We start from the raw sequence: 22,813 nt of genomic DNA, 5'->3' as shown, positions 1-22,813 counted from the left end.
ACACAATGGACGGATCTTAAGTTTATGAACCCAGTAGTAATATCGGTATGCGTCATGCTTTTACTCGCATTATTGCGAGTAAACGTTGTTGTAGCGCTTACCTTCAGTGCCATTATTGGTGGCCTGATTGGCGGGATGCCTCTTTCGGAAACCATTTCAGCTTTCGAAGGCGGTTTGGGTGGCGGTGCCACTACGGCATTAAGCTATGCCATGCTAGGTACTTTTGCTGTTGCGATTTCTCGCTCTGGCATTACCGATGTCCTAGCGCAAAAAGTGATCAAGCGTATCAGTGGCCATGACAATGCAGCTGCTGCAACGGGCGTTAAGTATTCTGTTTTAATCATTCTTGTGCTTCTAGCCATTTCTTCTCAGAATGCGATCCCAGTTCACATTGCGTTTATCCCAATTGTGATCCCCCCCCTACTTCACGTTTTCGCCAAGCTAAAAATTGACCGCCGGCTGATTGCCTGTGTGCTGACATTTGGTTTGGTGACACCTTATATGGTTCTGCCTGTTGGCTTCGGGGGTATTTTCCTCAACAACATCCTGTTGAAAAACTTGCACGATAATGGCTTAGACGTGACCGCAGGCCAAGTACCGGTTGCCATGTTATTGCCTGCATTAGGGATGGTTTTCGGCTTGCTGTTGGCGACTTTCTTCACCTACCGTAAACCACGCGAGTACTCTGAAGAGAAAATCCTAGCATCAGAGCCGGAACACAAAACAATCAACATGCAGCATGTTTACATTGCTGTAGGTGCAATTGTAGCGGCTCTCGGTGCCCAACTTTACAGCGGCTCGATGATCGTCGGTGGCCTTGTCGGCTTTATGGTGTTCACCTTTGGCGGTGTGATCAAGTGGAAAGAAACCCACGATGTATTCACCAAGGGTGTGCATATGATGGCGATGATCGGCTTTATCATGATTGCCGCTGCAGGCTTTGCCTCTGTCATGAAAGCCACGGGCGGGGTTGAAACACTGGTTAACTCGCTGGCTGATATCATTGGTGACAACAAGCCGTTGGCGTCACTGTTGATGCTAGTTGTTGGCCTTCTGGTAACTATGGGTATAGGTTCTTCGTTCTCGACTATCCCTATTCTGGCAACCATCTACGTGCCACTGTGTTTGACCTTCGGCTTTTCACCGCTGGCAACCGTTGCACTGGTAGGTACAGCCGCAGCATTGGGTGATGCAGGCTCACCAGCTTCTGACTCCACACTAGGTCCAACAGCGGGCCTTAACGCAGACGGACAGCACGAGCACGTATGGGATTCGGTTGTCCCAACATTCCTGCACTACAACCTACCGCTTATTGCATTTGGTTGGCTTGCTTCTATGGTGCTATAGCACAATTAAATTAGGTCATACACCTAACAATCACATAGGCCAGCCGGTTTTCCGGCTGGCTTTTTTGTGCCCAATGTCCGAAATCCTCGTCGAACAAAAAATCATACACAGGCATTGGAACAAGTTTACCGGCTAATCAAATTTAATCACTGTAATGTCCGCTTGCTCAAACTCAAAACCACCCTCTGTACTCTCACCGAGCAATTAATACCAATCTGGATAAGTAGTTGATCAAGTATTTGCACAGGAAAAATAGTTGCTATCAAGGCAGATATTGCATATCGAGAGACGTTCATACAAAAACACCCCAAAGGTCAAAAACCACCGGGGTGTTTCAAAAAAGCGGTAAATAGAACAAGGCCACAGCCTTCTTCTATAAGCCAATTTTATCTTTAACGATTACTCTGCAGATGCTTCGCCGTCGCGACGCTCAGCCGCTTCTTTTACCAATGGCTGAAGTTCACCTTTCTGGAACATCTCGATAATGATGTCACAGCCGCCAACGAGCTCACCTTCAATCCATAGTTGAGGGAAAGTTGGCCATTGTGCGTAGGCTGGAAGCTCAGCGCGGATATCTGGATTTTGCAGGATATCGACGTAAGCAAATTTTTCACCACATCCCATCAGCGCCTGTGCCGCCTGAGAAGAAAAACCACAGCTTGGTAGTTTTGGTGAGCCTTTCATGTACAACAGAATAGCGTTTTCAGAAATCTGTTGTTTAATTTTGTCGATGGTTTCCATAGCTTCCTCTTACGACTTTGCTTTTAAGTTGACTATCACAGACATCATTCTACTTGGTCACGCGCCGGAAAAAAACGCCTAAAGAAAATAAGGATATTATTTTTCACTTCTTTTTAACCTTCAGATCTTTTAATAAAGAAAAAACTTGCTAAAATGATTTCACTGTCACAATTTAGACCAATACCTAGCGGTATAGTAATTCAGTGACAATAGTCAGTTTCAAATAATAAGTTGGCCTTAGCCGACTGGAAGTAATGTCAAGGGAAACGCCCCTTAACCAAAATGGAGAATCGAGCAATGGCATTCGAACTACCAGCTCTACCTTATGAAAAAAATGCTCTTGAGCCACACATCTCTCAGGAAACTTTGGAATTTCACCACGGCAAGCACCACAATACATACGTGGTCAAGCTAAACGGTCTTATCGAAGGTACTGAGCTTGAAGAAAAATCCCTAGAAGAAATCGTTAAGACTTCAACTGGTGGTGTATTCAACAATGCAGCTCAAATTTGGAACCACACTTTCTACTGGCACTGCCTAGCACCAAAAGCTGGCGGTGAACCAACAGGTGAGGTGGCTGACGCTATCAATACCGCTTTCGGTTCTTTCGAAGCATTCAAAGCAAAGTTCACTGACTCAGCAATCAACAACTTCGGCTCATCTTGGACTTGGCTTGTTAAGAAAGCTGACGGCTCTCTAGACATCGTTAACACGTCTAACGCTGCTACACCACTAACAGAAGAAGGTGTAACTCCTCTTCTAACTGTTGACCTGTGGGAACACGCGTACTACATCGATTACCGCAACCTACGTCCAGACTACATGAACGGTTTCTGGGCACTGGTTAACTGGGACTTCGTTGCGAAGAACCTAGCAGCTTAATCGCGCTAACATCCACCTAATTCAGCTCAACAAGTTGTTTTAAGCGTTATGAAAACGCCTGCTCTTCTGTTAACCAGATAGAGCAGGCGTTTTTTTTAGCACTATGGCACGGCTGACAAGAAACTTAGTGCTTTTCAGCCAAGATGATACGCAAAGTACGACGTAGCGGCTCAGCAGCACCCCACAGCAACTGGTCACCGACAGTGAACGCATTAAGGTAATCATCGCCCATTGCCAGTTTACGCAGACGGCCAACAGGAACAGATAGGGTTCCGGTTACTTTAGTTGGACTCAGCTCTTGGGCTGTCACATCACGATCATTCGGGATCACTTTTACCCAATCGTTATGTGAAGCGATGATTTCCTCCACCTCGTCCATTGGCACAGCTTTCTTCAGCTTCAACGTCAGTGCCTGGCTATGACAGCGCATTGCACCGATACGTACACATGTACCGTCGATTGGAATAGGCTTGCTATCAAGGCCGAGGATCTTGTTGGTTTCTACCGACGCTTTCCATTCTTCCTTGCTTTGGCCATTATCGCGCTTCACATCAATCCAAGGGATCAACGAACCCGCTAGCGGTACACCAAACTCTTGAGCCGGGAAGCTCTCAGAGCGCATGGTTTCAGCCACCTTGCGGTCGATATCCAAAATAGACGTAGATGGATCAGCCAATTCACTAGAAACCGCATCGTTGATCACGCCCATCTGGCTGATCAGCTCGCGCATGTTTTTCGCACCAGCACCTGATGCCGCTTGGTAGGTTTGAGAGGTCATCCACTCAACCAAACCCGCTTGATACAAACCACCCACAGCCATCAGCATCAGGCTCACGGTACAGTTACCACCAGCGAAAGTATTCACACCCTTGTGCAGGCCTTGTTTCATCTGTTCATAGTTCACAGGATCAAGGGCAATAATGGAGTCTTGTTTCATGCGCAAAGTTGATGCCGCATCAATCCAAAAGCCTTTCCAGCCTGCTTGACGTAATGCTGGGTATACTTTCTCGGTATAACTACCACCCTGACAGGTGATAATCGCATCCAACTGTTTCAGGCGTTCAATATCAAACGCATCCTGAAGGACGCCAGCTTCCTTACCAAAATTCGGGGCTGGGATCCCAATTTGGGACGTAGAGAAAAAAACTGGCTCGATGACATTGAAATCACCTTCTTCAACCATACGTTGCATCAGGACAGAGCCCACCATGCCTCGCCAACCCACTAATCCTACTTTCATCATCTGCACTACTCTCCCTGATCATTGTTCTATCGGTATAACTATTGGCATTCTGGTTAGACCATTTCAAGAGCAGTCCCCAATAGTTATAACGACAGGCAGGCCTCCATCTATAGTAATTTCAGCCCCGAAACTCAAGCATAACTTGCAAAAAACCTGTAAAAAAAATCACCACACTGTGAACAAATCCAGCAAATAATATTACACCCTACGGTGATGAATGATAAACCCCCACATGGACTTTGGTGAAATTTCGGGCTAGAAGGCAAAAAACATAGCTCAAAACGCACTTCAAGCGTGAAATAACCAATAAAAATATGACTAAAAAATGAAATCTTTACCGAATATCCACAAGCAGTTCGCATTACTTGTTTTGATCATTTCACCACATATTGATAACCTACCATGACTCGATTTAGCAAATCTTAATTCTAGAATACCACCTAAATTGTGATTACATCATCTATCTATTAATGAAATATCACAAATAGAAACAACATGAAAAGCAGACAAAAAACATACAGAAAACAAATTAAGCACGCTAATTCAACAACAATTCAAAATGCAAACGTACTATTTTAAAGGGTACTGACTGCATTTTGTATCAGATCACATCTAGAGACATTTTCTATCGTGAGCATGAAATCTATCCGCTAGAGTAGCGGCAAATCAATGCCAACACTCTTTAACTGGCCATTTTGGTCATCAAAATCATTAAAAATTAATTCCTTGGGGCAAAAATACACAGTTCAAAGGAATAATCATTATTTACAGGCTCGAACTTACAAGGTTAGAAGTATGAACAAACAGACTGTAAAACTACCGTCGCTGACTCAGGTCTTTATCGCTCTCGGTATTTTTCTTGCGCTGGCTTTCTCTTTTACTGCGAAACTCGATTTACCTATCCAGTTAGCGCTTTACATCGGCTGGTTCGTGATCATGGCACTGGGCATTAGGCTTGATCATGATTATAAATCGCTAGAAACAGCAGCAACCAAAGGCATCGCTAACGGCTTGGGTGCCGTGCTCATTTTGCTCGCAGTGGGTGCGCTTGTCGGTACTTGGATTGCTGGTGGTATTGTTCCAACTATCATTTATTACGGACTTAAAGCCATTCACCCATCCATCTTCTTACTTGCCACTATGCTGATCTGTTCTATGACGGCGCTGGCAACCGGTACCTCTTGGGGTGCTGCAGGTACCGCTGGTATTGCAATGATGGGGATTGGCCAGGGTCTGGGGATCCCGGCTCCAATGACAGCGGGTGCGGTGCTATCCGGCTGTTACTTCGGTGACAAAATGTCACCGCTATCGGACTCGGTAATTCTAGCTTCATCAATGTCGAATGTAGAGATTGTCGAACACATAAAAGGTATGCTGCCAATTGCTCTTATCAGCTACATTATTACCGGTATCCTCTTTACCGGGGTTGGCATTCATTATGCGGGCAATGTCGACATGTCTCAGGTTGAGTCTGTTATCGTTACAATGGATCAGCAGTTCGTGATCTCGCCATTCTCATTCGTACCAGTGATCATAGTTCTTGCCCTACTGGCTTTACGGCTTCCTTCTTTCCCGGTTATTTCTCTGGGTTCGCTACTGGGTATTATCTGGGCAGTAATGGTTCAAGATATGGACCCACTGGTTGCATTCAACACCGCTTGGGCCCCGTTCTCTATTGATTCAGGTGTCGACTTCATCGATGCCATCCTTAACCGTGGCGGCATGTCATCAATGCTAGGCTCGGTGGCTGTTATCATCTTTGGTCTTGGCTTCGGTGGGCTTCTGGATAAAGTTGGAGTCCTACAAACCATCGCAAAAATATTCGAAAAACGTGTCAACTCTGCTGGTAGCCTATCGGTGTCAACAATTGCTACAGCTTTCCTAGGCAATGTCTTCGGCTCGGCGATGTATGTATCACTGATCCTAACGCCAAAAATTTGTGCCAAGAACTACGACCGCCTCGGTTACCAGCGTAAGAACCTCTCTCGAAATGCAGAGTTCGGCGGTACCCTGACATCAGGCATGGTCCCTTGGAGTGATAACGGTATCTACATGGCCAGTATTCTAGGTGTCGCAACCTTCTCCTATGCGCCGTTTATGTGGCTGAGCTTTGTGTGCATTATCGTCACTATTGTCACGTCGTACATGGGTTGGTTCGTTGATCGCTGTCCTCCAACTGTCGTCACAGACGAAGCTGGAGAAGAGAGTCAGTCACAAGCGACTCAGAGTCCACAACAAACAGCTTAAGTTTCTTCGGTGGCAAATTGTAAGGGCGCCTCAAGGGCGCCTTTTATTTCCAGTCAAGAATATAGTTGTAAACAAACATTAATCAAGATTAGACTAACCAGCCGGCAACAACACGCAGAATTATCATTCCTACCCAGCCTCAAAAACACCGTTCAAACACTAAAAACACACCACTGAAATGATTAATTAATAATAAAAAAACAATTAATCATGCTTAAAAACATCAGTTAGAAATATTATCTTTTGTTAATAGGATATTAATGTAGATCACGATCACAAATACCAGCCATTAGAACCATTGGATTAATATTGAGTAGCACATATTGACCCCCGTCAATTATTTCCTCATGAGATCGGGGACAATGACCTCGTTTCTTTTTTGAGGACTCTGTAACAGCCGCTTTCTTTGTGAAGAAATGTTACAGATTCCTTATTTTGGCCAATCGGCCTTTTTGATTCCTAAGAGGTTACATATGAGCAATCCAGCAGAGAAAAACCAAAAGGTAACGATAGGTGCATACATTGCCCTAGCGTTCGCTTTTGTGTTCTTTTCCGGTTTACTGCAAACCAACGAGTGGTACGGTGTATTTGATTTCAACACACTGAACGGTTCATTCGGTACAATGGCAAACACTGTCACTACAGCTGCTGACGGTGCAGTAGAAGTAACACAAACCACTATGCGCGGTACTGGCGGTAGCGGTGCACGTGACGGTTTCCTATTTGCCCTAACATTGGTTCCTACCGTAATGTTCGCATTGGGTATGATTAATGTTCTTGAGCACTACGGCGCCCTAAACGCAGCACGTAAGCTTCTAACTCCATTACTTCGCCCGCTAGTCGGTCTTCCTGGCGATACTGGACTTGCACTGATCGCTTCTCTTCAGAACACTGACTCTGGCGCATCAATGACCCGCCAGCTGCAAGAAAGCGGCCACATCAACCAGCGTGAAACCGATGTGTTTGCGATGTTCCAGTTCTCTGCCGGTGCCACCATTGTTAACTTCTTCTCTTCTGGCGCGGTATTGTTCACTCTAACCTACGCTGACGGCAGCAACGCAGTAACCTCTTCAATTGGTCTGGCTGTTGTGATCATGTTCGTGATGAAATTTGTAGGCGCGAACATCTTCCGTCTATACCTAGCTGCCACTGATAAGAAAAACAACGTTTCTACTGAGAAGGAGACCGCATAATGTCTCAAGCAACTAAAAAACCAATGGTTACTGATATCTTCGTAGAAGGCGCGAAGAAAGGCTGGGCTATCTCGACGAGCTCTACGATCCCGAACGTACTGATGGCATTCGTGATCATCAAAGTGCTTTCTCTTACTGGTGCACTTGACGCTATGGGCGTTTTGTTCTCACCTATCATGGGTATCTTCGGCCTACCAGGTGAAGCCGCCGCGGTATTGATCGGTGCGTGGATGTCGATGGGTGGTGCGGTTGGTGTGGTAATCACCCTGTTTGACAGCGGTATCCTTGACGGTAACCACATTGCTATCCTGGCTCCAGCTATCTACCTAATGGGTTCTCAGGTTCAGTACCTTGGCCGTATCCTAGGTGTTATCGGTACAGAAGGCCGCCACATCCCAGTAATGGTTGCAATTTCTGTCCTAAATGCATTCGTTGCTATGTTCGTAATGAACATCCTAGTGTAAATACCTTTAAGGGGGCATTGCCCCCTTTTTCCTGTCGCTATTCCTACCCGTACAGGGTTCTCTCAGGAGCTAATATGAGTTTCTCACTGCAAGATTACTTGGAAGAACTACGCCCGCTAATCGATGTCGACTGCGGTACGCTAACCAAAGAAGGCATTGAAGTTATTGCCAACCAGATGGAACAAAAATACGTTGATCTGGGCTGGAACGTGAAGCGTGTTGATTGTGGCATCGCCGGAACAGGCCTTGAAGTGCGCAATAAGCCAGATGCTGAACACATTGACGTAATGCTTATTGGCCACATGGACACCGTTTTCCCTGTTGGCACCGTAGCTGCTCGCCCAATGACGTTTGATGAAAAGCGTGCCTACGGCCCTGGTGTCTCTGACATGAAATCTGGCCTGCTAAACGTTGTTTACACCCTGCGTGACATGGATCAGGAAACACTAGATAAACTGTCTATCTGTGTATGCATGAACCCAGACGAAGAAATTGGTTCGCTGCACTCGGAAGAATGGCTAAAGAGCGTTGCCGTTAATGCTAAAAATGTACTGGTTGCTGAAGCAGCCCGTGCTGATGGCTCTTTGGTTAAAGCCCGTAAGGGTATGGCTCGCTACCGCCTGACATTTGCTGGTAAAGCCGCACACGCTGGTAACGAACCACAAAATGGCCGCAGTGCAATCACTGAGATGGCAAACTGGATCTTGGCTATCAACAATCTAACCAATTTCGAAAGCGGCACAACGCTTAACGTGGGCGTGGTTAAAGGTGGTGCCGGTGCCAATATCGTTCCTGATCACGCAGAAGCTGTGGTGGATGTGCGTTTCTGGGACAACGACGAATACGCAGATGCCGACGCTAAGATCCGTGCAATGGCTGAAACGCCATTTGTTGACGGTGTCGCAATTACCATTGACCGCGAAGCACACAAACCATCTATGGTTCCTTCAGAGAAAACAGAGTCTTTGATGGCGTTGGTAGAAGAAGCAGGCCAAGAAGTGGGCATCAACATCACATGGCAAGAAGTCGGTGGTGGTTCCGATGCAAACCTAACGGCGGTAATGGGTATCCCTACACTGGATGGCCTTGGCCCTGCCGGTGCTGGTTTCCACAGCGCTGATGAATACCTTGAGCTTGAAACAATCGAGCCGCGTATCCAGCTACTGAAAAAAGTACTGACCAAAATCGCAGGCTAATCTAACGATAGATTACCCAGCATAAAGAAGGGCGCGCAGATGCGCCCTTTTTAATCCCCATTTATCACCTATCCTCTATCCCGATCCTTTTCATTCACCCGGTACGCTGCTAAGTATTTTTTCCGCACTTTTGCAAGGTGACGCTGAGCCAAATGTGTCTGTGCCTTCAGGGATACACTCATATCATTTCCATATAAATTCGCTGCCTATTAATAGGCTAACTAAATTTAAAACAGCGTACAATAATACTAAGCCAATCCATACAATCCGATACAAATAGCAGAACCACCCCACATAAGTAGTATTTTATATGAATGTTATTGGCGAAAATGATCTCGATCAATGACGCTGCTTCGCTTTCCTCGTATTCTCGCACCATAAGTTGCAATATAAATACACCTTTAAGGAATGCAATAATGTCGAACTTAGCAATGTTTTGTCATCAGTGCTCGATGGCCCAAACTGGCGGCTGCGGTAGCACGGGAAAAACCCAAGGCACCTGTGGTAAAGACGAAAACCTTTCTCGCCTTCAAGATATTATGATTTTCGGTCTGAAAGGCCTTTCTGCTTACCGTACCCACGCCGATGATCTGGGTGCAGATACTAAATCGGTTGATGACGTAATTGCCGAAACCCTATATTTCACACTAACTAACGTTAACTTCAGCTTTGAGCAGCACATTGCCCAATTGATGAAAATCGGTGGTGCCGGTAGCGAGATGATGTCTCGCCTGGGCGAAGCCCACCATGGCCGCCTAGGGATCCCTACCCCTGTATGCGTGCCACAAAACAAAGCTGAAGGTAAAGGCATTCTGGTTACCGGCCACGACCTTGAACTGCTTGAGCGACTGCTTATTGCAACCGAAGGTAAAGGTATCAACATCTATACCCACTCAGAGATGCTACCTGCACACGGCTATCCTGAGCTGCGCAAATACAGTCACCTAAAAGGTAACGTTGGTAAAGCTTGGTTCGACCAAAAGCAGCTATTCCAAAAGTGGAACGGTACCATTATCGTGACCACTAACTGTATTGTTCCGCCAACAGGCCGCGCAGATTATGCCGACCGTCTATACAGCTACGGTATTGTCGGCATCGATAACTGCCGCCAGCTTGAAGACGACTTCGCTCCACTGATCGAGCAGACACTGAGCCTGCCGGATATCGAAGGCTTCGACAGTGAAGACACCCTGATGACCGGCCACAACTACAAGACGATTCTTGGTTTGGCACCGCAGATCCTAGAAGCGGTCAACGAAGGCAAGATCAAGCAGTTCTTCGTCGTGGCAGGTTGTGATAAGCCAGGAAAACCAAATGATTACTTCCGTGAGTTGGCTCTGTCTATCCCTGACGATTGCATTATCCTGACCTCTTCATGCGGTAAGTTCCGTTTCAACGACCATGATTTTGGTACGGTTCCGGGTACAGAGATCCCACGCTATCTAGACCTTGGTCAGTGTAACGACAGCTATGGTGCCGTGATGATCGCGCTGGCACTGAGCGATGCGATGGGTGTTGCCGTTAACGATCTGCCGGTGAATATCGTTCTATCTTGGATGGAGCAAAAAGCGGTACTGATCCTATTGGCACTGTTCAACCTGGGTATCCAGAATATTTATCTTGGTCCTAACCCACCGGAGTTTGTTAACGAAGATATCTTTGCCTTCCTCCAGCAGCAATTTAACCTGCAGCTAACCGGTAATGCCAAAGATGACTTGGCCCGCATGCTAAACCCTCAACCGCAGCTAGACGTGGTTGAAGTGTAAATCGCACTAATGCCCTCGGGCCGGCCCTCTGCTACCCACTAGGGGTCGGCCCACCCTATTAAAAAAACCTATAAACGCAGCAACCTGTTTGCCTGTGTCGATTACCTGTACCTGTTAGCCCGATGGAGCTAGTCATGTCTACTCATCAAAAAAGCCAATCGCAGTTTGTTACCATGGACGGCAATGAAGCCGCCGCGTCTATTGCTTACCGCTGCAATGAAGTGATCGGTATCTATCCTATCACTCCATCTTCTCCGATGTCGGAAGCCTGCGAGACATGGGAATCCCAGCAAAAAGAAAATATCTGGGGCCAAGTTCCCCGAGTGATCGAAATGCAATCCGAAGGGGGAGCTGCCGGTGCCGTTCACGGTGCCTTGATGGCTGGCGCCATGTCGACCACTTTCACATCGTCTCAGGGCTTGTTGCTTAAAATCCCTAACATGTACAAAATTGCCGGGGAGCTTACCCCCTTTGTCATGCATGTTGCCGCCCGTACCCTTGCCACTCATGCATTGTCGATCTTCGGTGATCATTCGGATGTTATGGCTGTACGCCAAACAGGTTTTGCCATGTTGGCAGCAGGTAGCGTCCAGCAAGCCCATGACTTTGCACTCATTAGCCAAGCAGCAACATTAGAAAGCCGAGTGCCTTTCGTGCATTTCTTCGATGGTTTCCGCACCTCGCATGAAATCAATAAAATCAAACTGATTGATGATACGACGCTGCACACCATGGTGGACAACGAGCAGGTCAATGCCTTCCGCGAACGCGGGCTAACCCCTGATGCGCCGAGCATCCGAGGCACCGCGCAAAACCCAGACACCTTCTTCCAAGCCCGTGAAGCATCGAACCTGTTTTATCAAGCGTGTCCTGATATTGTCGCGAGCAAAATGGCCCAGTTTGCCGAACTAACCGGCCGCGAATACCGCCCGTTTGACTATTACGGCCATCCGCAAGCCAAAAGCGTTATCGTGGTGATGGGATCAGCCTCTTCAACGGTAAAACAAGCCGTTGACCACCAGCTGGCGCTTGGCCAAAAAGTCGGCGTGATCACCGTACACCTATACCGTCCATTCTCCTTAGCGCATTTGATAGAAGTGCTACCGACCTCTGTCACAAATATTGCCGTACTTGATCGCACCAAAGAGCCTGGCGCTGTGGGTGAACCGCTGTACTTAGATGTCATGGCCGCCTTGCAGCAGGCCGTTGCCAACCAACAATTCCCACATATGCCAGCCATTGTGGGTGGCCGCTATGGGCTTTCTTCCAAAGAATTCACCCCATCCCATGCCGCGGGTATTTTCAATGCCATGCGTGAACAGCAACTCAAGCATTCATTTACCGTGGGGATCGTCGACGATATCACCCATTTATCACTGCCGCTGCCAATCTCTATCGATGTAGAGCCCGCAAGCCGTTTGCGTGCATTGTTCTATGGTATTGGTGCCGACGGTACGGTCAGCGCTAATAAAAACACCATCAAGATCCTCGGTGAAAATACCCCTCTTCACACCCAGGGGTACTTTGTCTATGATTCAAAGAAATCAGGTGGCATCACTACCTCGCACCTGCGCATCGATCCCCAGCCAGTTGAAGCCCCCTACCTGATTGAACAAGCAGACTTTATTGCCTGCCATCAGTTCCAGTTCATCAACAAATTGGAAATGTTCGAAAAGGCCGCGCCTAAAGCCACCCTGCTTCTCAACAGCCCGCACGATGCCGATACCATATGGCAGCACCTGCCGCGTGAAGTCCAGCAGGTCATCATAGGCCGTCAGCTAAAACTGTATGTCATCGATGCAGTCAAACTCGCCCGCGACCTTGGCCTGAAAAACCGCATCAACACCATCATGCAAGCGGGATTTTTTGCCCTTAGCAACTTAATGCCACTTGAAGAGGCACTCGGGCAATTAAAGGCAGCCATTGAGAAAAGTTACAGCAAACGTGGGCCAGCCATTGTTGAGGCTAACCATGCTGCAGTTGATGCCGCCGTCGAACATATTCAGGTTGTCGCTATTCCAGATGACGTCACCAGTCTCTTCCGTCGTCCGCCAGTAGTGAGCGAAAACGCGCCAGAATTAGTCAAACGTGTCAGCGCGATGATGATGGCTGATAAAGGTGATCAACTGCCTGTCAGCGCCTTCCCAGTAGACGGCTGCTGGCCGACGGCCACAACCCAATGGGAAAAACGCAACATTGCGCAGGAAGTACCTGTCTGGGAAGAAGATCTGTGTACCCAATGTAATATCTGTACCTTAGTGTGCCCGCATGCCGCCATCAGAGCTAAGACAGTCGCCCCCGGTGAACTTAGCGATGCGCCTGACGGTTTCAAGCATACCGACTACAAGCAGCGCGACTTCAAAGGCCAGGCCTATACCTTGCAGGTGTCGCCAATGGATTGTACCGGTTGTAACCTGTGCACCACGGCGTGTCCGGCCAGTGACAAGGACAACCCGGCCCGCAAGGCCATCAATATGGTACCCAAGCAACAAGTCATTGAGCAGCAAAACACAAACTATGAGTACTTCCTGCAACTGCCTGAAGTGGAGCGCATTGATATCAAACGTATCGATGCCCGTACCAGTCAGCTTCTACAGCCATTGTTCGAATACTCTGGTGCCTGCTCGGGTTGCGGCGAGACATCCTATGTCAAATTGCTTACCCAGCTATTCGGTGACCGCTTACTGATCGCCAATGCAACCGGCTGTTCATCGATTTATGGCGGTAACCTGCCGACCACACCTTATGCGATTAACAGTGATGGTCGAGGCCCTGCTTGGGCTAACTCGCTGTTCGAAGACAATGCCGAGTTCGGCTTGGGTATGCGCTTGGCATTAGACAGCAAACGCCACCATGCCCTGTCATTGCTTGATACTGCGCGCGATATTATTCCGGCAGAGTTAATTGAACAAATCCGCGAGGATGCCTTCGATAACAGCGAAACAGCTGTCGTGCGCCAACGTGGCAACCTTACCCGTCTGCGTGCCGCACTGCCTTACTCTATGCGCCAGCTAGATATTTGTGCCGACGACTTGGTGGCGAAAAGCAATTGGATTGTCGGGGGTGACGGTTGGGCTTATGACATTGGCTATGGCGGCCTGGATCATGTGCTTGCTGGGGGTGATAACGTCAACGTTCTGGTAATGGATACCCAAGGTTACTCCAACACCGGTGGCCAGCAATCCAAAGCCACACCGACCGGCGCCGTCGCCAAGTTTGCAACCCAAGGCAAAACCAGCCAGGGCAAAGATTTGGCGCTCAATATGATGATGCACGGCAACATCTATATCGCCAAGATCGCGCTGGGTGCCAATATGAACCAAACCATCAAAGCCCTTCAGGAAGCAGAAGCCTATCCGGGGCCATCCTTGGTGATCGCCTACTCACCTTGCATTACCCATGGTTTTGACATGGCTGAAGGTGTTGAGCATCAACAACTGTTAGTCGACTCCGGTCTATGGCCATTGTTCCGCTTTGATCCGCGCCGGATTGCCAAAGGACGCGCAGCATTGCAGATGGACTCGAAGCCAGCGAAAAAAGACATCGAGGAGCTGATCGGCCGTGAAGCGCGCTTCACCCAGATCAAACGCAGGGATCCGGCACGCTATGAGCAGAACCTCAACCGCCTTCGCCAACAGGTCAGCCACAAGCAACAGCTACTTGAACAGCTCGCCCAGTGGAAACCAGAGCAAGACGCGAACAAGTAACCAATACAGAATTATTAGTAAACCCAAAGCTCACAAAGCGGCTGGCCAGACAATTTTACCGTTTGAAGCCAGCCTGCACCAAACGCTAGGAGACATAAAAAATGGCTAACATCGGTATTTTTTTCGGTAGCGATACCGGCAACACTGAAAAAGTCGCAGAGAGAATCGCAGCGAAACTGGCATTAGACCCTCAGGATATCGCAGGTAACAGTAGTGACATTTTTGATGATTATGATCTACTTATTCTTGGCACACCAACGGCTAACTACGGTGAAATGCAGCCTGACTGGGACTATTTTGTACCGGAAATGGAAGATGCCGATCTAAACGGTAAAAAAGTGGCGCTATTTGGCCTTGGCGATCAGGTGGATTACCCTGATAGTTTCCTTGATGCCATGGGCGAGCTAGCAGAAATGGTTGAAGAAGCCGGTGGTGAGCTAATCGGCGAATGGCCTACTGATGGCTATGAGTTTAATGATTCACGAGCCGTAAAAGACGGGAAGTTTATCGGTCTGGCACTGGATGAAGACCGCCAGCCTGAGCTTACCGATGATCGAATCGCAACATGGCTTACAACCCTAGGCCTGTAGAACTGCGTTCGAAATGAAGCTGAAATAGTAAGGGCTGCCAATGCAGCCCTTTGTTTAATCCTATCTTTCAGCGTCTTAGTCAATAATGAGCAAAAGAGGTTATTTAACGTAAGCTACTGCTGTAAAGAAGATGAAGACGTATCAACCTGCTCGCCACGACGCAAACAGTCAAACTTGAATTTTAGTGTTTGAAATGGACGCCGCCATACCAATTTAGGCAGAGCCCAACGCGACACATGGTTAAAATGTAAGCGTTTTGCCGGTTGATAGCAGTTGCTCTTACACTGGCTACAGTTAGGCTTTTCATTGCCAAGACGACATTTTTGTACGCGGTGTTCGACATATTCAATTAACCCTTCGCATTCAGGGCACATGATGGCACCACGGTGCAGCGTTTTACAATAAAGGCGAATCATCGCCTTTGCGGTATCCAACTCACGCTGCTGTCGAGCTGGACCAGAAGTTTGAACGATCATAGTGTCGCTATTATCCACTGCCGTGACTGCATTTATATGATCTCGATCAATTCAGGCTGGCGAACCAAACAATCACCAGTCTAAAACGAACTTAACTAGCACAATAACCTGTTCTTCGGCATTTCGCTCGAGTTCTAAGCACCGATCGCCGTTTTAGCAAGATAAGCCTCAGCTTTGGCAATCGTCAGGTCCAATACCCGCTCTATTTCTCGGCACTCTTCGACGGATACTGGCTCATTGTGTTTGAATTTCGTCTCTGCCGCACCGCAGCAACTTTGCAGCGGTTGCGCGCTCAAATTTGCCGCCACGCCCTTCAATGCATGGACAATATTCAGTGCATGAGCTTGCTGTCCCGGCTCTGACACTGCCGCAACCAACACCTGCCCCTTACCTACATTATCCTCAATGAAGATCTCCAGCAACATACACACCGTCTCTTCGTCACCGTCCATTGCTTCACGCAGTGCGTTGACATCTAACCAACTGTCTGACTCTGCCCCCTTATCAGGGCCCTTTTCCTGAACCGGCTCCGAGACTATATTTGGCTGACCTTGCAGGGGGATTTCTTGGCTGGAAGCATCTGTAGCTGATATTTCTTGGATACATGTATCTTGAACAGATACCTCTTGGGTAAGTGTATTTGTATTCTTTGGCTGTAACGCTTTGATTTTGGCACCTTCATCAAGAAAGGCTTGGATTTCCAATGCGGCAGGCGTAAAGACCAACTTTAGTAACTCACACAAATTTTCCAGCTTTTCATTATCAACCTGCGTTTTGGCTCCACGCTCAACCTGCTCGGCCAATGCATGGATCTGCTCGACGCCCAAACTGGCAGCAACCCCTTTCAGGCTATGGGATAACATCTGTACTTGATCTATATCGCCAGCTTGGAGTGCCTTTACGATTTTATGTCCATCATCAAAATGCTCATCGACAAACACCTCTAAGAGCATGATAACCATATCACGGTCGCCATCCATGGTATCAAGCAGGTAGTCACTATCGAAAATGGCCAAGGACTCAACATCGGTGGAAAGGCTCAATGTCTCAGGAGTGCTGCTGGGATGGCTCTCAAACTTGGGTTCAGCTTCGGCTTTCGGAGCAAAGCTGTCTTCATCTTTGGGCTCAAGCATAAAACTGTAACCAATACCTAACGCGGCTACCAGCGCCATAATTGAAAACACAATCAATGCGTTTCCCAGCACACCAGACTGAGCGGTCCCCATATATAAACTCGGTAGTGCCGCGACAATTAACACGATACCAATCAAGCTCTTCGTTGAACTGCGGGTCTGACTGGGAAAAGACAATCTTTTGCCTAACGTTTTTTTCATGGTCACTCCTGTCCATTACAGCCCATGACAATAAGCCACACCCGAGCCAAGGCATAAAACAAATACAAAAGTATGGAAAACTATACAAAAACTGTAGGCAAAAAAATTAGAGAGGTACAAACAAAATCAAAAATTGGCTAAAACATTAATAAAAAATGCAGCAAAAGTACGAGCAGCGAGGAAGCTGCCCGCACGATCAAGGTATTTAGCTATCGCTATTTAGCCGACGCAGCAACTGATCTTTCAGGTTTGGCGGGGTCCCCTTTAAGGTCAGTGTATCGGTATCGGCATCATAGAAAATACGCTCACCCAGTAGCATACCATCAAAGTTGATGGTTACGCCGCCACCGGAACCGACGAATTTGGTCAATTTACGCATCGCCGTTCTATCAGCTGGGAAGCTTTCCTCCAGCTCATAGCCTTGCTGTGACGTGAATTGGTAGAAATCGGTGCCGTCATCAGATTCAGGTAATTCAGCAGCCAGTTCTTTGACCGTCACTTCATCGCCAGACTGCAACTGACCGTTACAGTAGTCATAAACCTGCTTGCGGTACTCCTGCTTTTCTTCTTTATCCATGCGTGAATCGGCACAGAAGTCTTCCACCGCCTGCATCAATACCTGATTTTGCTCTTTAACATCCAGGCCGACTTCAGCCTGTAGGAAGTCGAGGAAGAAGTCCGCAATCTTACGGCCAACACGCCCTTTAATGTAAGTCAGGTAACGGTTCGAGTCCGCGTCAGTTTCCCACGACGACAAATCAATGCGGGCTACGATATCCATTTTCGACACATCAAGATAATCAGTCGCACTGATATCCAACTGCTCAGTCACCTTCATGCTGTGGCAGGTAGGTAGCAGGCCGATAAAGAGGTAATCGGTAGCTAAAGATTGGTATTCCGCAATGACTAAGGTACCAGACTCTGCAAACGGATATTTCACCAATTCAGCCTGAAGTCGCTGGGCTGATTGGTTAGAAAATGTAAGAAAGTCTAACTCGCCACGACGAGACTGTTTCAACCAATGACCAAATTCGCTATCTTCAGAGAAGTGACCAAACCCTTTTGCTCCCTTACTGCTGTATACTCGATGTAGCTCGGATACCAGTTCCTCAGTCGCGGTGTTATTATCAAGGGATTGTTTTCTAAGATGAATTTCCAATTCATCGTTTTCATTCTTGACTAATTGATGAAGAATGACGTTGGAAAGTGTGAGGCTCATAATGGAAAAATTTCAGTTAATCTAAAGTGTAGGTTATTATAAGTCGCTTTCCTTAACATTAAACAAGATTAAACAAGACTTCCTATGCCAATTACTTCAAAATACACCAATAAAAAAGTTGAACAAATCATTGATGATATGTTCGATGTATTAGAGAAGCATGATGCTTCTGCAGAACTCGCTCTGATGATCGTGGGCAACATTGCGACTAACATCATCAATGCCGATGTTCCTGCATCGCAAAGGAAAGCAATTGCAGAAAAATTTGCACACGCTCTACAGTCTTCAATCAAAGAAGACTAATCTTGTTTGCTGTGCCACAGCTATATAGGACTGGGAAACACTGACATCTATGGTCTCCAGCGGTAACAATTACAAAGACAAAGTCTCTCAGCTTATCAGCTGGGGACACTGGTTCAGTTTTTTCAATATTATCGCTGCCATGCTGTTGGGATCGCGGTATATTGCCCATTCCGAGTGGCCAGCGTCTCTGGTTGGCCAATTTTACCTGCTGCTTAGCTGGGTTGGCCATTTTGGCTTTTTAGTATTTGGCTTTTACATCCTGATACTCTTCCCTGCCAGTTTCCTAATCCCATCGCAACGCTTGATGCGGCTTTTTGCCGTGTTGGTGGCCACCACTGGCCTGACTGCATTGCTGCTCGACACCCATGCTTACGAAACGCTAGAGCTTCACTTGAGTCCTCTGGTCTGGGATCTGCTGCTAAGCGGAGAACGAACCGAGCTCAATGCCCGCTGGCAATATCTGTTTATTACCGTACCGGTGATATTCCTGCTCCAACTCGTGCTTTCTGAGTGGCTGTGGCGCAAACTCAGAAAACTTACCCGCAAACATGTTGGGGTACCTATCGCAACGGTCTTTGGGATCTGCTTTATCAGCAGTCATTTGCTGTACATCTGGGCGGATGCCAATTTGTACCGTCCCATTACCGCGCAGCGATCTAATTTCCCGCTGTCCTACCCAATGACAGCGAAAACCTTCATGGAAAAGCATGGCCTGCTTGACCGTGAAGAATATGCCGAACGCCTCAATGCCCAAGGGGTGGAAACCAGTGAACAGCTGCGCTATCCCCTGCAAAAAATGGCATTCAACGACCCAGGCACAGGCAAAAACCTGCTAGTCATAGTGATTGATGGGCTGCGAAGCGATATGGTCGAAGCAGAAACTATGCCTTACCTGTCGGCTTTTGCCACCCAAAATATCGATTTCGAGAACCACTACAGCAGTAGCAACGAAAATACGGCAGGTATTTTTGGCCTGTTTTACGGTTTGCCAAGCAGTTATATCAACAGTGCCCGCTCGAGCAATACCAAACCACTGCTCATCAGCACACTTGAAAAACGCGGATACCAATTCGGCTTATTCGGCGGCGATAACCTCAGTCAAGATCCAATTTATACCGAAGCGATCTTCAACGGCCTTGCGCTGGAGGAAATAACCGGCACCAGTCAAGATGCAGAAGCGGTGGATAACTGGGCTTCATGGCTTGAGTCTGAAAAGACCAATTCGCCATGGTTTAGCTATATAGAGCTAACCTCAGTACAAAACTTTGAGGAAGGCGGTGATTACTCACCAAAATTTGAACCGTCTTTGGGCTCAAATAATGTCTCGGGCCAAAACACGAATTTGATATTGAAAAACAGCTACCGTAACGCAGCCCACTTTATTGATGAGCAGCTGATCCGTATTTTTGACCAGTTGGTCAGCCAGCAACTAATGGATGACACCATTGTCATCATTACGGCCAATCACGGAACGGAATTCAACGAAACCGGTAGCAATAGCTGGGGTGCCAACAGTAACTACAGCCAATACCAATTAAAAGTGCCACTCGTGATCCATTGGCCAGGCAGTGTCTCATCAGTAAGCGATAGGCTAACCAGCCACCTCGATATCGCGCCAACGCTGATGGAGTCGCTTCTAAATACCACCACGCCTGCGACTGCCTACAGCAGTGGGAACAGCTTGTTTAGCAATTCGACCAAGCGTCGCTGGATTTTGGCAGGTAATGAGAAAGATATCGTGATGATCCAGCCTGAGTCCACCACCGTGATCGATAAATACGGTAACTACCTGGTGTATAATCAAGACTATAAGCGGTTGGATTCAGCTAAGCCTAAACTCTCCACACTGATGCAAGCAATGCACGAGATGAAACGCTTTTACAAAACTGACTAATCACAGATCAACAAATGAAGAGGGCAGCCATTGGCTGCCCTTTTTGGTATTCGCGGTTGTTAGCAATTCATACCGATCTGGATAATACCAATCTGGATAAGTAGTTGATCAAGTATTTATGTAGGTTGGTATCATTATAAGTAATCGTTATTGTCGGCATAGCATTGCTCGTAGCCATCCTGCCAGCCATAAGCATATTTAACCTCGACCTCCATTCTTTCGGGATCTTGGCGAAACCCCTCCAAATGCTTCGCCGGTTCATTCGTGCGGCTATAACACCCATCTTGGTAGCCATCAAGATATGGCCGGGTAAAGCCCAATTCGGATAACCTTTCATGCCGGGTATCTGCACAACCGACAAGTATCGAGACAATGAAAGCGATACCCACATACTTTGGTGAATAAGTCATAAACATCCGTATATGAATATAAACACCTAAAATGTAGCGGAGCATACCTTTCTGGCCTGTCTTAGATCCGATACTTCCGCTATCTTATATCTCAAAGCAGTGTATTAAGGACAATAACATGAGTAAGACCGTCTTAATAACCGGGGCAAACCGTGGTGTGGGATTGGCACTCACCGTGGCCTACCTAGAGGCTGGCTGGCAGGTGTATGCCTGCTGCCGTGATATTGCCAGCGCAAGTGAGCTGACCCGCCGGCAAAACATATTTCCTCACCTAACCATCGTAGAGCTGGATGTCACCGACCATGAAGCGATTTTGCACCTAGCGCAATCACTGGAAGCCACTAACCTGGATCTCCTTATTAATAACGCCGGGTATTACGGCCCCAAAGGATACGGCTTTGGGAACACCGATGCCGATGAATGGCGGAGAGTGTTTGAAATCAATACGATTTCACCATTAAAAATTACCGAGGCTTTTTATCCCCAACTCAAACAAGGCTCGCCCGGTGTCATTGCTTGTCTCTCCTCAAAAGTTGGCAGCATGGCCGAAAATACCAGTGGCGGTGGCTATATCTACCGCTCCTCCAAGGCTGCACTCAACTCTGTGGTCAAGAGCCTGTCCAACGATCTGTTACCTGAAGGTATTATTGCGGTTGCCCTTCATCCAGGCTGGGTACAAACCGAAATGGGCGGACCCAATGCCAAAATATCTGCACCCATAGCTGCAAAAGGGATCAAGCAGGTTATAGACAACCTAACTGTAGCCGACTCTGGATTATTTATGGACTACCAAGGTAACTATTTACCATGGTAAGACTTAGGGTCGCTTAGCCCCACATCTACTCTCCGATAAGGCTTAAACCTCCCTCTGGCACTCTCCATAAAGGCACGGCGTTTGACATCAGGGTTGGCTGGGGGCGCGACCGCATGCTGCTGATTAAACTTCTGATTGAAGAAGGTTTTGATGCGTTCGGCTTCGCCAACGGCTTTATTCATGCTGACTACAACCGAGGTCACTTTACCAGCTGGTCATACTCGTAATCCCACCCTCTCTGTGCTTGTATAAGAGTACAGGGAGGTGATTATGAAAAAATTTTTATTATCAATAGGCTTAGTAGTATTAATGACAGGCTGCGTCGGTAAAGCAGACTCCTATTACAGCTGGATTAACTTTGGGTTTATAGAAAGTTATGAATTGCCCGACAGTGTGGCAGCGGTTGAAGGGTACGATATAAAAGCGTCCATTAGAGTTCTCTATGATTTGACTGGCTTAGACAGTGCCAAGCAAGAAGACAGACTTTGGATATTAAAAAAGAAATACCATAATGAATGCGCTGATATTGAAATCGTCAATGAGATCTTTGTGCCTCCAAGAACGCAAGCTCTGGATGAAAACGGTATATATAAAATGGACGTAAAATGTCTTTAAAAAATGGGGGCGTGATAGCCCCCTTATTGGAGATGCAAACTACGCTGCAATGCCAAGACGATTTTTCGTCTTGATGTATTTTTTGACGAACTCATCACGGACGATATCGTCCTCGGTAAACTCAATAATGCCGACATCAAACTCTTCGGCCATCATCTGTAGTTTCAAGTAAAGGCAAATCATTTCCTAGCGAGTCAAAGCAGTCCAGTGTATCTATAAGGCTTGTTCAGATAGCTATAAACTCAACTACAACACCCCCTCCGGCTTTTTTCTGCTCCTAGGGCTTCCATTCTTTGTAAGCGGGTAATTCTACCCACCTAGCTATTGAAGGGCCCTTTGCTATAGGGCAGCAGATCGCTGATATCACAGCCC

General features: G+C 47.3%; 20 protein-coding genes. 13 read left to right on the top strand and 7 right to left on the bottom strand.

Annotated elements, in window-relative coordinates; all coding sequences use genetic code 11:
- The first annotated feature begins 24 nt into the window (after positions 1-24).
- A complete protein-coding gene (locus tag NHN17_RS09085) occupies positions 25-1,347 on the top strand; it encodes a Na+/H+ antiporter family protein (RefSeq protein ID WP_255042025.1) in 1,323 nt (440 codons plus the stop codon).
- Positions 1,348-1,746: 399 nt separating this feature from the next.
- Here NHN17_RS09085 and NHN17_RS09080 read toward each other — a convergent pair whose 3' ends face one another.
- Positions 1,747-2,088: a Grx4 family monothiol glutaredoxin gene (locus NHN17_RS09080; RefSeq protein WP_255042023.1), complete on the bottom strand. Its 342-nt coding sequence runs from the start codon at positions 2,086-2,088 to the stop codon at positions 1,747-1,749.
- Between the two features lie 297 nt (positions 2,089-2,385).
- Between NHN17_RS09080 and sodB the strand changes: the two genes are divergently transcribed.
- Positions 2,386-2,970 carry a superoxide dismutase [Fe] gene (sodB, locus tag NHN17_RS09075; RefSeq protein WP_255042022.1) on the top strand — a complete coding sequence of 195 codons (585 nt, stop codon included), beginning with the start codon at positions 2,386-2,388 and terminating at the stop codon, positions 2,968-2,970.
- A 124-nt stretch (positions 2,971-3,094) separates the two neighbouring features.
- On the opposite strand, the gene asd is transcribed toward sodB, so the two are convergent.
- Positions 3,095-4,210 (bottom strand): aspartate-semialdehyde dehydrogenase, encoded by a 1,116-nt coding sequence (gene asd / locus NHN17_RS09070; RefSeq protein WP_255042095.1) that lies wholly within the window; start codon positions 4,208-4,210, stop codon positions 3,095-3,097.
- 798 nt (positions 4,211-5,008) lie between these two features.
- On the opposite strand from asd, the gene nhaC reads away from it, so the two are divergent.
- The 7 genes from nhaC (at position 5,009) to fldA (ending at position 15,376) form a co-directional block, all read left to right on the top strand.
- Entirely contained in the window at positions 5,009-6,460 is a 1,452-nt protein-coding gene (gene nhaC / locus NHN17_RS09065) for a Na+/H+ antiporter NhaC (protein ID WP_255042020.1), read from the top strand.
- A gap of 473 nt (positions 6,461-6,933) precedes the next feature.
- A complete protein-coding gene (locus tag NHN17_RS09060; RefSeq protein ID WP_255042018.1) occupies positions 6,934-7,653 on the top strand; it encodes a nucleoside recognition domain-containing protein in 720 nt (239 codons plus the stop codon).
- On the top strand, positions 7,653-8,117 hold the full coding sequence (locus NHN17_RS09055; protein WP_039469360.1) for a YjiG family protein: 465 nt from the start codon (positions 7,653-7,655) through the stop codon (positions 8,115-8,117). Before NHN17_RS09060 ends, NHN17_RS09055 begins: the two co-directional genes overlap by 1 nt.
- Positions 8,118-8,191: 74 nt before the next feature.
- The gene (locus tag NHN17_RS09050; protein ID WP_255042015.1) at positions 8,192-9,313 is read left to right on the top strand and encodes a M20 family metallopeptidase; all 1,122 of its coding nucleotides are present in this window, start codon (positions 8,192-8,194) and stop codon (positions 9,311-9,313) included.
- 416 nt (positions 9,314-9,729) lie between these two features.
- Positions 9,730-11,079 carry a hydroxylamine reductase gene (gene hcp / locus NHN17_RS09045; RefSeq protein ID WP_255042014.1) on the top strand — a complete coding sequence of 450 codons (1,350 nt, stop codon included), beginning with the start codon at positions 9,730-9,732 and terminating at the stop codon, positions 11,077-11,079.
- 134 nt (positions 11,080-11,213) lie between these two features.
- On the top strand, positions 11,214-14,786 hold the full coding sequence (nifJ, locus tag NHN17_RS09040) for a pyruvate:ferredoxin (flavodoxin) oxidoreductase (RefSeq protein WP_255042012.1): 3,573 nt from the start codon (positions 11,214-11,216) through the stop codon (positions 14,784-14,786).
- Positions 14,787-14,887: 101 nt separating this feature from the next.
- Complete coding sequence (fldA, locus tag NHN17_RS09035; RefSeq protein ID WP_255042011.1) at positions 14,888-15,376, top strand: flavodoxin FldA; 489 nt, start codon at positions 14,888-14,890, stop codon at positions 15,374-15,376.
- A gap of 113 nt (positions 15,377-15,489) precedes the next feature.
- Here fldA and NHN17_RS09030 read toward each other — a convergent pair whose 3' ends face one another.
- From NHN17_RS09030 to yejK, 3 genes are all read right to left on the bottom strand, one after another.
- Positions 15,490-15,852, bottom strand: coding sequence for a nitrous oxide-stimulated promoter family protein (locus NHN17_RS09030; protein ID WP_255042010.1), 363 nt, complete (start codon positions 15,850-15,852; stop codon positions 15,490-15,492).
- 134 nt (positions 15,853-15,986) lie between these two features.
- Positions 15,987-17,186, bottom strand: coding sequence for an Hpt domain-containing protein (locus tag NHN17_RS09025; protein ID WP_255042009.1), 1,200 nt, complete (start codon positions 17,184-17,186; stop codon positions 15,987-15,989).
- 205 nt (positions 17,187-17,391) lie between these two features.
- Entirely contained in the window at positions 17,392-18,405 is a 1,014-nt protein-coding gene (yejK, locus tag NHN17_RS09020) for a nucleoid-associated protein YejK (RefSeq protein ID WP_255042008.1), read from the bottom strand.
- Between the two features lie 84 nt (positions 18,406-18,489).
- On the opposite strand from yejK, the gene NHN17_RS09015 reads away from it, so the two are divergent.
- Both NHN17_RS09015 and NHN17_RS09010 read left to right on the top strand, forming a co-directional pair.
- Positions 18,490-18,708, top strand: a complete 219-nt coding sequence (locus tag NHN17_RS09015) for a YejL family protein (RefSeq protein WP_107350142.1) — start codon at positions 18,490-18,492, stop codon at positions 18,706-18,708.
- 49 nt (positions 18,709-18,757) lie between these two features.
- Positions 18,758-20,602, top strand: a complete 1,845-nt coding sequence (locus NHN17_RS09010) for a DUF3413 domain-containing protein (RefSeq protein ID WP_255042006.1) — start codon at positions 18,758-18,760, stop codon at positions 20,600-20,602.
- A 134-nt stretch (positions 20,603-20,736) separates the two neighbouring features.
- On the opposite strand, the gene NHN17_RS09005 is transcribed toward NHN17_RS09010, so the two are convergent.
- On the bottom strand, positions 20,737-21,012 hold the full coding sequence (locus NHN17_RS09005; protein ID WP_255042004.1) for a hypothetical protein: 276 nt from the start codon (positions 21,010-21,012) through the stop codon (positions 20,737-20,739).
- Positions 21,013-21,130: 118 nt separating this feature from the next.
- On the opposite strand from NHN17_RS09005, the gene NHN17_RS09000 reads away from it, so the two are divergent.
- Together NHN17_RS09000 and NHN17_RS08995 are read left to right on the top strand one after the other, a co-directional pair.
- The gene (locus tag NHN17_RS09000; RefSeq protein ID WP_255042003.1) at positions 21,131-21,826 is read left to right on the top strand and encodes an SDR family oxidoreductase; all 696 of its coding nucleotides are present in this window, start codon (positions 21,131-21,133) and stop codon (positions 21,824-21,826) included.
- A 270-nt stretch (positions 21,827-22,096) separates the two neighbouring features.
- Entirely contained in the window at positions 22,097-22,441 is a 345-nt protein-coding gene (locus NHN17_RS08995; RefSeq protein WP_255042002.1) for a hypothetical protein, read from the top strand.
- Between the two features lie 39 nt (positions 22,442-22,480).
- Here the strand turns inward: NHN17_RS08995 and NHN17_RS08990 are convergent, their stop codons facing one another.
- Positions 22,481-22,609 (bottom strand): hypothetical protein, encoded by a 129-nt coding sequence (locus tag NHN17_RS08990; protein WP_255042001.1) that lies wholly within the window; start codon positions 22,607-22,609, stop codon positions 22,481-22,483.
- Positions 22,610-22,813 lie beyond the last annotated feature (204 nt).

This window comes from Photobacterium pectinilyticum (assembly GCF_024357955.1).
Lineage (GTDB): Bacteria > Pseudomonadota > Gammaproteobacteria > Enterobacterales > Vibrionaceae > Photobacterium > Photobacterium pectinilyticum.
This window is presented reverse-complemented; position numbering and strand designations above follow the sequence as displayed.